Annotated in this window: 6 protein-coding genes; all 6 read left to right on the top strand. The window is 44.8% G+C overall.

Translation table 11 applies throughout. The features are described from left to right. Positions 1-28: 28 nt before the first annotated feature. Complete coding sequence (locus tag HMPREF1532_RS20375; protein WP_005934609.1) at positions 29-4,534, top strand: translocation/assembly module TamB domain-containing protein; 4,506 nt, start codon at positions 29-31, stop codon at positions 4,532-4,534. Positions 4,535-4,536: 2 nt separating this feature from the next. Then, the gene (gene tamL / locus HMPREF1532_RS20370) at positions 4,537-6,903 is read left to right on the top strand and encodes a translocation and assembly module lipoprotein TamL (RefSeq protein WP_044093724.1); all 2,367 of its coding nucleotides are present in this window, start codon (positions 4,537-4,539) and stop codon (positions 6,901-6,903) included. A 124-nt stretch (positions 6,904-7,027) separates the two neighbouring features. Beyond that, positions 7,028-7,930: a glycosyltransferase family protein gene (locus HMPREF1532_RS20365; protein WP_005934604.1), complete on the top strand. Its 903-nt coding sequence runs from the start codon at positions 7,028-7,030 to the stop codon at positions 7,928-7,930. A 96-nt stretch (positions 7,931-8,026) separates the two neighbouring features. Then, on the top strand, positions 8,027-9,412 hold the full coding sequence (locus tag HMPREF1532_RS20360) for a S41 family peptidase (protein ID WP_005934601.1): 1,386 nt from the start codon (positions 8,027-8,029) through the stop codon (positions 9,410-9,412). Positions 9,413-9,740: 328 nt separating this feature from the next. Then, positions 9,741-11,699, top strand: coding sequence for an ABC-F family ATP-binding cassette domain-containing protein (locus tag HMPREF1532_RS20355; protein ID WP_005934598.1), 1,959 nt, complete (start codon positions 9,741-9,743; stop codon positions 11,697-11,699). 24 nt (positions 11,700-11,723) lie between these two features. Continuing rightward, positions 11,724-13,757 (top strand): M13 family metallopeptidase, encoded by a 2,034-nt coding sequence (locus HMPREF1532_RS20350; protein ID WP_005934596.1) that lies wholly within the window; start codon positions 11,724-11,726, stop codon positions 13,755-13,757. Positions 13,758-14,277: the final 520 nt, after the last annotated feature.

Genomic DNA, 14,277 nt, shown 5'->3' with positions numbered 1-14,277 from the left:
TTTCCGTTAATGTATTGAAACACGCTTGATGAAACGAAAATGGATAAAATGGGTGAGTTGGATATTACTTACTCCTATATTGCTCTTTGTGGTACTGATGGTATTGCTTTATGTACCCCCCGTACAGAATTTTTTACGGAAGCAGGCCACTTCATATGCATCTGAAGCTACCGGTATGCAAATTAATGTCGGACGTATCGATCTTCGCTTCCCGTTGAACCTGTTGGTTCGGGATGTCGAAGTGATTCAGGTTCCGGATACATTGCTCACACTGGGGAGTCTCAATGTGCATGTACAAGCTATGCCTTTGTTTAAAGGAAAAATAGAAGTAGACGATATTACTCTCCAGCAGGTGACTGTCAATTCGGCCGATCTCATAGAAGGCATGAAAATCCGTGGGGTATTGGGGCGTTTTTTTCTTGAAAGTCACGGTGTCGATCTTACGGATGAAACAGCGGTGATTAATCATGTCGAACTCTCCGACACACACATCGGTCTTGTATTGAATGACACTGCAACTACCGAAAAAACGGATACGGCTTCGGTTCCCATCAATTGGAAAGTAGACCTTCATGCACTAAGTTTGAAAAACGTTTCTTTCAGTATGCAACTTCCTGCGGATACGATGCGTATGGCTGCCCGTGTGAGCGAGGCAAGCATTAAAGATGTATCCGCTGATTTAAAACACCAGTTCTACGGATTGAGATCCTTTTTGCTGACGGGCACTTCGGTTAATTACGATACGGGTAATACCCAACCAGTGGAAGGTTTTGATCCTTCGCACATTGCTTTGAGAGATATTCGTATCGGAATTGATTCGGTACTTTACCGGGGGCGCAATATGAACGCTGTTATTCGTGAGTTTTCAATGAACGAACGTTCCGGGTTAAGCGTGACATCTTTGACCGGACGTGTTTTTGCCGACAGTACGGTTATCCGTATACCGGATTTCCGTTTGCTTACTCCGCATTCGGAAATGAATCTTACTGCCCAGACTTATTGGGAATTGGTGAATATTCCTACTACCGGACGGTTGACCGCCCGTTTCAACGCGCTTATCGGTAAACAGGATGTAATGTTGTTTGCCGGCGGTTTGCCCGAGGCTTTCAAGGGGGCTTATCCTTTCCGTCCATTAGTAGTACAGGCGGGTACGGAAGGCAACTTGAAATCGATGCAGATTTCCCGTTTTAAAGTAAATCTGCCCGGTGCTTTCTCTTTGGAGGGTGGCGGCGAATTGTATAATCTGACAGATAGTACCACACGCTCGGCTGCTCTTGACTTGAAAATGCAGACAGGAAATCTTAATTTCCTGACGGCATTGGGGGGGATGACGCCGGGAGCACCGTTGGTTATCCCGGATAGTATGCTTCTTGACGCTCGTTTGGGGATGGAAGGGTCGAAATACGACGCCCGCCTGTTGTTGAAAGAAGGAGAAGGCCGATTGGGACTTACTGCTGCCCTTAACAGTACTACCGAAGCTTATACTGCCGATTTGCATATAGAGGATCTTCAGATAAATCATTTCTTGCCGAAAGATTCCATTTATGAGTTCAGTGCTTCTCTTGCGGCACACGGGCGCGGGTTCGACTTTACTTCTTATAAGACTGCGGCGGCTCTTAAGGCGACGATTGATAAATTGCATTACGGGGATTATAAAATTTCGGGCATCGGTCTTACAGGGACGGTCAAGAATGCAGTTGCGAATGTACAACTGACCAGTGATAATCCTCTGTTGAAGATGACGGCAGATGCGGAGTACCATCTTGCACATCATTATCCGGATGGAAAAGTCGGGCTGAATGTAACTGGCATCGATACGGAAAAACTTTTCGGTGTCAGTCTTGGTAAGAATTCCGGCAAGCCGTTGGATCTGCAACTTACCGGTGAAGTACGTAAAGAACGTGTATTTACTCATCTTACAGCAGGTGACCTTAAACTGAACCTCAGCGCCCGCGCCGGGTTGGAATTATTAATTCGTCAATCCACTCACTTTGCCGATGTTTTGACAAAGCAGTTGGAAGCGAAAGAATTAAACCACGCAGAATTGCGTAAAGCGTTGCCGACAGCAGTTTTCTCTTTCTCTGCCGGACAGGATAACCCGATGGCCTGGTATCTCGCTACGCAGAATATATCTTATCATGATGCTTCTGCCAAATTGGGGTGTGCACCGGATTGGGGAATTAACGGTAAGGTCGCTCTCCATACCTTGAAGATTGATACGTTGCAACTGGATACTATTTTCTTTACTTTGAAGCAGGATACGAGTCGTATTAACCTGCGTGGCGGAGTAATCAACGGGCCAAAAAATCCACAGATATCCTTTACATCCATACTGACCGGAGAGATTCGTGATAAAGATGCGGAACTGGTGGCACAATATATAAATGATAAAGGAAAAACGGGCCTGCTCTTCGGAGTGAATGCCAAACCGCTCTATGGCGGGCTCGGAAAAGGTAACGGGCTTGCATTGACATTAGTGCCGGAGGAACCTGTCATTGCTTTCCACAAATTCCGTTTTGAGGAACATCACAACTGGATTTATCTTCATAAGAATATGCGCGTTTATGCCAATGTCGATATGCAGGATAATGAGGGTATGGGAATCCGTATGCAATCTTTGCCGAGCGATACCGTTTCGTTGCAGAATATGGATGTCGAATTACGGCGTATCCGGTTGGAGGAAGTGTTCAGCATTCTACCTTATATGCCGCAGATTACCGGATTGCTTTCGGCAGAAGCCCACTATATACAGACGGAGAAATCGTTGGAATTATCTGCGGAAGCAAGTATCGATGAACTGACTTATGAACGGCAGCGTATCGGTGATGTGGCTTTGGGAGCTACCTGGCTTCCGGGAGAGAAAGGTAAGCAGTACGTCAATACTTATCTTACGCATGAGGGTACTGAAATTATGGTTGCTGATGGTGCGTTGTATCCGGCAGTTTCGGGCAAGGACAGCATTGTAGTGAACTCTACACTCGAACATTTTCCTCTCAGCATAGCCAATGTTTTTGTACCCGATCAGATGGTGACTCTTTCCGGCGATATGGACGGCGACTTGCATATTACGGGATATACCGACAGTCCGTTGATTAATGGCGGATTGTCATTGGATAGTGTTTCCGTTTATGCACGGCAGGCCGATGCCCGGTTTATATTTGACAATCGGCCGATACAGGTACAGAACAATCGGATTGTATTTGATAAGTTTGCGATTTATACTACCAGTCAGAACCCGTTCAGTATCGATGGTTATGTCGATTTTCGGGATATGGGCCGGCCGATGGCGAATCTTAAACTGTTTGCGGAAAACTATACGTTGCTTAATGCCAAACGGACTAAGGAGAGTATGGTTTATGGTAAGGTGTTTGTCGATCTTGATGCTACGGTGCGCGGACCGTTGGACGGGCTTATGATGCGTGGTAATGTAAACCTGTTGGGTAATACCGATGTTACTTATGTGCTTACCGATTCACCGCTTACGGTACAGGATCGCTTGAGTGATCTGGTGACTTTCACCTCTTTTGCAGATACCACTTCTCTGAATAAGGAAGAAGAGTCTACTCTCTCTCTGGGGGGATTGGACATGATAATGACAATACACATTGATCCTGCCGTTCGTTTGAAAGCGGATCTGAGTGCCGACCGCAGTAGCCGGGTGGAATTGGAAGGTGGAGGCGATCTCTCTTTACAGTATACGCCGCAAGGTGATCTTACTCTTACCGGCCGGTATACTTTGTCGGGGGGGATGATGAAATATGCCTTGCCGGTGATCCCGTTGAAAGAGTTCCAGATACAAAATGGAAGTTATGTAGACTGGACCGGTAATCCGATGGATCCGATGCTGAACTTCAAGGCGACAGAACGTGTGCGTGCTTCTGTGACACAGGAAGACGGTACATCACGTATGGTGAATTTTGATATTTCGATTGTGGTAAAGAATCGTCTCGATAACCTTTCATTGGCTTTTGAAATCGATGCACCGGATGATGCCTCCGTACAGAACCAATTAGCGGGTATGGGGCCGGACGAGCGTAGCAAACAAGCTGTGGCTATGCTGGCTACCGGTATATATCTTGCCGATTCGGGAGGGGGAAGCGGTATGAATTTGAATATGGGAGCGGCGCTTAACTCCGTGCTTGCCAGCCAGATTAATGCTCTGACAGGAAACATGAAGAATGCCAGCCTTTCGTTCGGAGTAGAAGATCATGATGATTCGGATGCCGGTGGTAAGCGGACGGACTACAGTTTCCGCTATTCCCAGCGTTTCTTTAACGATCGTTTTCAGATAGTGTTGGGAGGTAAAGTTTCTACCGGTGCCAATGCTACTAATGACGTAGAATCGTTTATCGATAATATTTCGTTGGAATACCGGTTGGATCAGTCCGGTACACGTTACATCCGCCTGTTCCATAACAAGAACTATGAAAGTGTTTTTGAAGGTGAAATTACTGAGACCGGTGTCGGTCTGGTGCTCCGCAAGAAAATGGACCGCCTGAGTGAATTGTTTATATTTAAAAAGAAAAAGAAATGAGGATGAAAAGAGTAAAAGCAATCTGTGGGCAGAGGATACGGTTACCTTTCATTGGCATATTGATATATTCTCTTATTGGCATATTATTGTTTGGTTGTTCGACTACAAAACATTTGCCGGAGGGTGAAGTGTTGTATACCGGCAATAAAGACATTTTCAAAGACCCGTCCAAAACTTCTGTCGGCGAGACAGCTATCGGCGAGGTAAAGGCGGCATTGGATAAAAGCCCGTCAACCAAATTATTTGGTGTTTTGCCTATCCCTTTTGGGATGTGGGTGTACAATGATTTTGTAAAGTATGAGAAAGGATTCGGTAAGTGGGTATTCAATCGTTTTGCGGCGAAACCTGTATTTATTTCTACTGTTAATCCGGAATTGCGTGTAAAAGTGGCTACGAACCTGTTGCATGATTATGGCTATTTTAATGGGAAAGTGAGTCAGCAGACAATCGTTAATCCGAAAGACAGCTTGAAAGCACGGGTAGAGTATACAGTCGAGATGCGTAATCCTTACTTTATCGATACGGTATATTATGACCGTTTCACTCCGCAAACACTTCGTATCATGGAACGGGGACGCCGATGGTCATTACTGACTCCGGGCGAACAGTTTAATGTGAGTGATCTGGACGAAGAACGTAACCGTCTCAGTACTTTGCTGCGCAATGTGGGGTACTTCTACTTCCGCCCCGATTATATGACTTATCAGGCTGATACGACTCTTATACCCGGAGGGCACGTCAGTTTACGGCTTATCCCCGTAGCAGGCCTGCCGGCAGCGGCACAACGACGGTATTATGTAGGGAACAAGACTGTTTATCTGATCGGCAAGAATGGCGAGCAGCCCAATGACAGCATGAACTATAAAGGGATGGACATACATTTCTATAATAAGATGCAGGTACGCCCTAATATGCTTTATCGCTGGTTAAACTATCAGGCATATGTGAAGAGTGACTCATTACGCAATTCACAGCGTAGCCGTCTTTACAGTCAGTATCGTCAGCAACGTGTTCAGGAAAAACTGGCTCAATTGGGAATTTTCCGTTATATGGATATGCAATATACACCGCGTGATACGACTGCCGCGTGCGATACGCTCGATGTCACCCTGCAGGCTACTTTTGACAAGCCGCTCGATGCGGAGCTCGAATTGAATGTTACCACCAAGAGTAATGACCAGACCGGTCCCGGCGCTTCTTTCTCCGTCACCCGCAATAACGTGTTTGGCGGTGGCGAAACCTGGAATGTGAAGTTGAAAGGTTCTTATGAATGGCAGACCGGTGGTGGTAAGAATTCTTCTTTGTTGAACAGTTGGGAGATGGGGGCTTCTACTTCTCTTATGTTTCCACGGGTGGTATTTCCTCAGTTCGGAGATCGTGAATATGATTTTCCTGCTTCTACCACTTTTCGTTTGTATGTAGACCAAATGAATCGTGCCAAATACTATAAATTACTCTCTTTTGGTGGAAATGCGACGTATGATTTTCAACCGACACGTACCAGCAGGCATTCATTGACGCCTTTTCGTTTGACTTTTAATGTGTTGCAGCACCGCACGAGTGCATTCGATTCTATCGCCAAAGACAACAGGGCATTGTTGCTCAGTTTGCAGAACCAGTTTATTCCGGCTATGGAATATACTTATACCTATGATAATTCGACTGTCCGTGGAGTGCGTAACTCCAGTTGGTGGCAGACTACTTTTACTTCTGCCGGTAATTTGACTTCTTGTATTTACCGTATTTTCGGCAAGCCGTTCAGTGAAAAAGAGAAAAATCTGTTGGGGGCACCGTTTGCGCAATTTCTTAAATTGAATACCGACTATCGTTATTTATGGAAGATAGATCGTAATAATTCCGTTGCTGCCCGGATAGCCGGTGGGGTGATATGGACCTATGGTAATTCACATGTTGCTCCTTATAGCGAGCAATTTTATGTCGGTGGTGCCAATAGTATCCGCGCCTTTACGGTACGTAGTATCGGTCCCGGTGGCTATCATCCGGAAAAGAGTGAATTTTCTTATCTTGATCAGACTGGTGATATTCGTTTGGAAGCAAACATCGAATATCGTTTCCGCATTTATAAAGATCTTCATGGAGCGGTCTTTTTGGATGCGGGAAACGTCTGGCTGATGCGTTATGACTCCGACCGCCCTGATGCGCAACTCCGGTTGAAAACATTTGCCAAACAAATCGCTCTCGGTACCGGTGTCGGGTTGCGTTATGACCTCGATTTTCTTGTCTTCCGGCTCGATTGCGGAGTGCCTTTGCATGATCCGTATGAAACGGGGAAGTCGGGATACTATAATGTGAGGGGGGCATTTTGGAAACAATTAGGTATACACTTTGCCATTGGTTATCCCTTCTAAGCTTACAATTGAATTAAAAAAGGTAAACTTTGAACGAAATGTGTCATTCTGCGTCCATATAATTTTGTACATTTGCACCGTTGTCGGAACATTGACATCACTAACCTTTTAATATTACACAGTTATGAAACCAACTTTATTTGTACTTGCTGCCGGTATGGGCAGCCGTTATGGAGGCTTGAAACAACTTGACGGACTGGGTCCGAATGGCGAAACTATTATGGATTATTCTATCTATGATGCGATTCGCGGTGGGTTCGGCAAAGTTGTTTTCGTTATCCGCAAGGACTTCGAGAAAGACTTCCGTGAAAAAATATTGAGTAAATACGAAAACCATATCCCGGTGGAATTGGTATTCCAGGCACTGGATAACCTGCCCGAAGGCTTTACTTGTCCTGCTGACCGTGTAAAACCTTGGGGAACGAATCATGCCGTATTGATGGGTAAAGACGTTATCAAAGAGCCGTTTGCCGTTATCAATGCAGACGACTTCTACGGTCGTGACAGCTTTGCCGTGTTGGGTGCTGCACTGAGCGAGATGGACGGGAAAAAGAATGACTATTGCATGGTAGGTTATCGTGTAGGTAATACATTGAGCGAAAGCGGTTCGGTTGCTCGTGGCGTATGCGAAACGAATGCGGAAGGTTATTTGACAACTGTGGTTGAACGTACGGCCATCGAACGTATTGACGGTAAGGTATCTTTCAAAGATGAGAACGGTGTGATGCAGAGTATTGCCGACAATACTCCGGTTTCAATGAATATGTGGGGCTTTACTCCCGATTATTTTGAATATTCCGAAGAATACTTCAAAGAATTCCTTAAGGCCAATATGGACAACTTGAAAGCCGAATATTTCATTCCGTTGATGGTAAATAAACTGATTAATGACGGAACTGCCCGTGTGAAAGTGCTTGATACTACCAGTAAGTGGTTTGGCGTGACATACGCTGCCGACCGTCAGGGAGTAGTGGATAAGATACAGGCATTGGTGGATGCCGGTGAATATCCGGCAAAATTGTTCTGATCGTTAAAGGACAATATAAAAAGGGAAAGGGAAGGCATCGGCTTTCCCTTTTTTCGTATCTTTGTCCGCATATATCGAACTAAAAGAAAGATAGTTATGATGAAGTTTTCCATATATGGCCGTATGTGCCTTGTGTTAGGGTTTGTATTCTCTTTTTCCGCCTGTAAGGATGACGATGATGATAAGAGTGATAAAACTACGAACCAATGGATTGAGAGTGCGATGCGTAGTTATTATTTATGGTATGAAGAGATTCCTGATAAAAAGGAACTGAATTTTAATGCTGATCCGGAAGATTTTTTCTACTCACTGTTAGCGTCGGAAGACGGAAAAACCAAAAATAAGACCCGTTATTATTATTCTACAATTAAGAAAAAGAAATCTGTAGCCACACGGTCGAACATGGGAGAAGAACCAACGCTTGGTTTTGAGTTTCAGACTTGGATAATAAACGGTGCGGGATATCGTGCGGTCAGTGTTCTATATGTATTGCCGGGCTCACCTGCTGAGAAAAAAGGTTTGCGGCGTGGTGACTGGATTCATAAAATAAATGGTGCGAATGTAAGTGATGGAAACGTGTCTGATCTGTTGAGTGGGAAAACGGTTGTGTTGGATGTTTCGGATCATTATTCCAATTACGATACACATTCGGTGGAGTTGGTTCCGGCCATGGTAGAGGATGATCCTATTTTTCTGACAAAAACATTTCAAGACGAGTCTACCGGACATAAAAAGGTGGGTTATATGGTGTATAATCACTTCACCTCCGGCCCCGACGGGGATAAGGATGAGACGTATAATAACGAGCTTCGCCAACAGTTTGGTGCATTTAAGGCAGAGGGGGTCGAGGAGTTTGTGCTGGATCTTCGCTACAACGGCGGTGGCCTTGTGACCTCTGCGCAGATACTTGCCGAATTGTTGGCGCCGGAATCTGCCTTGGGAAACACGTTCTGTTATTTGCAATACAATGATATACAGTCTAAAACGGTTACCTATAAATTAGAGGGGGCGGAACAGAATCTCAATCTGCCTCGTCTGTTCGTGTTGACCAGCAACCGCACGGCTTCGGCTTCGGAAGCGGTGATTAACGGATTGCGCCCCTACTACGATGTATATTTGCTGGGCGAACAGACCGAAGGCAAGAATGTAGGTTCTATTACACTCACCAATGACAAATACGATTACGAACTGCATCCCATTGTCTGCCGGATTTTCAATGTGCAGGATCAATCGGAATACAAAGACGGCTTTTCTTCAGACTGGGAACCGGATGAGCCGAATAGCGATTATCGTCCGATAGTGAATCATGTGGAACTGGGGGATAAGGAGAATGATGTGCTGTTGAAAGCCGCTATATATTGGATACGTAACGGAGTGAAGCCTCCTGTTACCGGGTTTACCCGTTCTTCCGGTTTGAAGCTAATGCCCGGTTATTGCTCTCTGGACAGGAAAGCGACGAACGGTGTGCAGGTGCCTTTCTGATATTTTTCTTCTTGCGCATATTATCTGTCGGGAATATGTTATCCTTGCAAATATCAATTGCTAAATCCGTGTTGTGATGAATATTCTTTCTACTGCTCCGTTTCGCAAACTCCCGATAGGGATACAGAGTTTCTTATCCCTTATATGGCAGACGGTCGTAAGCTTGTTAAAATAGGCATCTCTTTCGATTCCGAAGAGCGGAATTTGGGTGAATGGATCATTGACTGAACGAAAATTGACAAATGTAAGTAATTAACCACTTGAAGCTTTATCGGTTAAGGGATAAATTGCTATCTTTGCAACCCAATATCAATTATTCGTTAGCAAAGTGATATCAGTTGAAGGACTTACCGTAGAATTTAATGCCACGCCCTTATTTTCGGACGTGTCTTACGTTATTAACAAGAAAGACCGTATTGCCCTGGTGGGTAAGAACGGAGCCGGTAAATCGACCATGCTTAAAATTCTGGCCGGTTTGCAGAGCCCGACAGCGGGTGTAATTGCCATTCCCAAAGAGGTAACTATCGGCTATTTGCCGCAGGTGATGATACTCTCTGATGCGCATACTGTGATGGAGGAGGCCGAGCAGGCTTTCGAGCATATCTTTCAGTTGCAGGCCGATTTGGAGAGGATGAACCGGGAGTTGGCGGACCGTACCGATTATGAATCGGAAGAATACCATAAGCTTATCGACCGCTTTACGCATGAGAACGACCGTTTTTTGATGATGGGCGGGACTAATTTCCGTGCGGAAATAGAACGTACGCTTCTTGGATTAGGTTTCAGACGGGAAGATTTTGATCGCCCTACTTCCGAATTCTCCGGTGGTTGGCGTATGCGTATCGAACTGGCGAAACTGCTGTTGCGTCGTCCCGATGTACTGCTTTTGGATGAGCCTACGAACCATTTGGATATCGAGAGTATCCAGTGGTTGGAGAATTTCCTTTCCACGCGTGCCAATGCCGTGGTGTTGGTCAGTCACGACCGTGCTTTTCTCAATAACGTAACGACGCGTACCATTGAAATTACTTGCGGGCAGATATACGATTATAAAGTGAAATATGATGAGTTCGTTGTGCTTCGTAAAGAGCGCCGCGAACAGCAGCTTCGTGCCTATGAAAATCAACAGAAACAGATACAGGATACGGAGGATTTCATCGAGCGTTTCCGTTACAAGGCAACAAAGGCGGTGCAGGTGCAGAGTCGTATCAAGCAGTTGGAAAAGATAGACCGCATTGAGGTGGATGAAGAGGATAATTCGGCCTTGCGTTTGAAATTTGTCTGTTCCAGCCGCAGTGGGAATTATCCGGTGATTTGCGAAGATGTGAGAAAGGCATACGGTTCGCATGTTGTCTTCCAGAATGTAAATCTTACGATTAATCGTGGCGAGAAGGTAGCCTTTGTCGGAAAAAACGGTGAGGGTAAATCTACATTGGTAAAATGTATCATGGGAGAAATCACCGATTATCAAGGCAAACTGACAATCGGGCATAATGTGCAGATCGGTTATTTTGCCCAAAATCAGGCACAGATGCTGAACGAAAGTCTTACCGTATTTGATACAATCGATCGGGTAGCGGTGGGAGATATCCGTCTTAAGATCCGTGACATTCTTGGAGCTTTCATGTTTGGCGGGGAGGCTTCGGATAAGAAAGTAAAAGTTCTTTCCGGTGGTGAGCGTACTCGCTTGGCAATGATAAAGCTTCTGCTCGAACCGGTGAATTTCCTTATTCTCGACGAGCCGACCAACCATCTGGATATGCGTTCGAAAGATGTGCTGAAAGAGGCGATACGCGAGTTTGACGGTACGGTGATAATCGTTAGTCATGATCGTGATTTTCTTGACGGACTTGCGACTAAAGTCTATGAGTTTGGTGGCGGGCAGGTGAAAGAACATATCGGTGGTATTTATGATTTTCTGCAGAAAAAAAAGATCGAAAGCCTGAATGAACTGCAAAAGGCTCCTGCGCTTTCCGCATCTCCTGTCGATACTAAAAAGGAAACAGCAACGGAAGGGATTTCTCAATCGGAAAGTAAGCTTTCTTATGAAGCTCAAAAAGAACTTAACAAGAAACTGAAAAAGCTGGAACGTCAGGTGGCCGATTGTGAAACGGAGATTGAGCAGACGGAGTCTGCTATTGCTATTCTGGAAGAGAAAATGGCTACTCCGGAAGGGGCTTCGGACATGACGCTTTACGAACAGCATCAAAAACTGAAACAACAGCTCGACCGGACCGTAGAAGAGTGGGAGAAGGTTTCGATTGAACTGGAAGAACTGAAACAATGATGAGTAATTAACAACTTTAGATATATGAAAGTAATCAAGTATTTACCAATTCTTGCAATTTGCATGATGACAACAGGATGCAACAGCAGCAAGCAGCAGACCCTTACTTCCGGTATTGATCTTGCTAACCTTGACACATTGGCTCTTCCGGGAGCTGATTTTTATCAGTATGCCTGTGGCGGTTGGATGAAGAATCATCCTCTCACAGACGAGTATTCACGTTTCGGTTCTTTCGATATGTTGGCCGAAAACAATCGGGAACAACTTCGCGGACTTATTGAAGAATTAGCTTCCGCTCCCCACGAAGCCGGTAGCGTTGCTCAGAAAGTAGGCGATCTTTATAACATGGCGATGGATAGTGTGAAGTTGAATAAAGACGGTGCAACTCCTATCAAAGCAGAATTAGAGAAGATTGCCGGATTGAAAGATAAGTCCGAAATTTATACCATGATAGCAGAAATGCATAAGAACGGAATGCATCCTTATTTTGCTGTTTATGTAGCTGCTGATGATATGAACAGTTCTGTGAACACGGTGCATACTTATCAAGCCGGTTTGGGAATGGGTGAGCGCGATTATTATTTGGAAAATGATGATAAGACAAAAGAAATTCGTGAGGCTTATAAAAACCATATTGTGAAGATGTTCCGGCTTGCCGGATATGACGAGGCGGTTGCCCGAAAAGCAATGGAGGCTGTTATGAAGATTGAAACCCGTCTGGCTACATCGGCCCGTTCTATGGTGGAATTGCGTGATCCGCATGCCAACTATAATAAGAAAACAATGGAAGAGATGAAGAAGGAATATGCTCCTTTTGCATGGGATGTGTTCTTTTCTACTCTCGGTTTGAATGATTTGGCGGAAGTAAATGTAGGTCAGCCGAATTCCATAAAGGAGGTGAACGATATCGTAAATAATGTAGCGCTTGAAGATCAGAAAGCTTATTTGCAGTGGAATCTTATTAATAACGCAGCAGGTTGCCTGAGTGATGATTTTGTGGCGCAGGACTTTGAATTTTATGGTAAAGTCATGTCCGGAAAACAGGAGATGAAGCCACGTTGGAAACGTGCTGTGAGCACGGTTGACGGTTCTTTGGGAGAAGCCGTAGGGCAGATGTACGTGGAAAAATATTTCCCGGCTGCTGCCAAAGAACGTATGGTAGGATTGGTGAAGAATTTGCAGACATCTCTGGGAGAACGCATTAAGAATTTAGCTTGGATGAGTGATGCGACCAAAGAGAAAGCACTTGAGAAACTGGCCACTTTCCATGTGAAAATCGGTTATCCCGATAAATGGAAAGATTATTCGTCACTTGAAATCAAGGACGATTCCTATTGGGCAAATATAGAACGTGCCAATCAATGGGAACATGCCGAAATGATTGCGAAAGCGGGTAAACCGGTAGATAAGGATGAGTGGTTGATGACTCCGCAGACGGTAAATGCATATTACAATCCTACTACCAATGAAATCTGTTTCCCGGCAGGTATTCTTCAGTATCCGTTTTTCGATATGAATGCTGACGATGCTTTCAATTACGGTGCTATCGGTGTGGTGATCGGCCATGAAATGACACACGGATTTGACGACCAGGGACGCCAATATGATAAAGACGGTAATTTGAAAGACTGGTGGACGGAAGAAGATGCGAAAAACTTTGAAGAGCGTGCGCAAGTGATGGTTAATTTCTTCGATAGCATCGAAGTGGCACCGGGTGTTCATGCTAATGGACAGTTGACTCTGGGTGAGAATATTGCCGATCACGGTGGTTTGCAGGTTTCCTATCAGGCATTTAAAAATGCAACGGTGCAGGCTCCGCTAAAAGACGAAAACGGCTTTACACCCGAACAACGTTTCTTCCTGGCTTACGCGAATGTGTGGGCAGGCAATATCCGTCCGGAAGAGATCCTTCGTCTTACTAAATTGGATGTGCATTCATTGGGAAAATGGCGTGTCAATGGTGCGTTACCGCAAATCGGTGCATGGTACGAGGCTTTTGATGTAACAGAGGACGATCCGATGTTCCTGCCGGTTGACAAACGGGTGTCTATCTGGTAATAGTTTTGTATAAACAATTGTACATATATCAAAGCGTTGACTCATAATATTTTGAGTCGACGCTTTTTTATTATTAATTCACACCTTATTTATTACGTGCGATAAACAATATTTCGTAACTTTGCTATCTGAAGTTACGAAAAGAGTGTAATTTATTGGAAATGAGCGTAGGTTAATCGCTCTTGATAGTAATAGGTTACGATTTAGTTAGTTATCTACTGCATTATCCTTCTGCGCGTTGCGTAACCTTCAAAGAACTCTTCGTATGCAAAAGTAGCTATTTAATTCGAGATTTTGATATAAACTCCCGTTTTTTTATCCCCTCATTCATAAGAATTTTCCGTAAAAGCGGTTTTATCCGTCGGAACACCATTGCCCAAAACGAGTTTTGAACAAACGTGTGCAGACTGCCGCATAGCCGGAGAAAAGGGCATTGCCTCACGCCTAAACGATGTTTAGACAGATGAAGCAATGCCCCTTTCTTTTGCGCCTATGCCAAGAGGTGCTTTTACGGGTTTTC

The sequence above is a fragment of the Bacteroides salyersiae WAL 10018 = DSM 18765 = JCM 12988 genome, from assembly GCF_000381365.1.
Classification (GTDB): Bacteria; Bacteroidota; Bacteroidia; order Bacteroidales; family Bacteroidaceae; genus Bacteroides; species Bacteroides salyersiae.
This window is presented reverse-complemented; position numbering and strand designations above follow the sequence as displayed.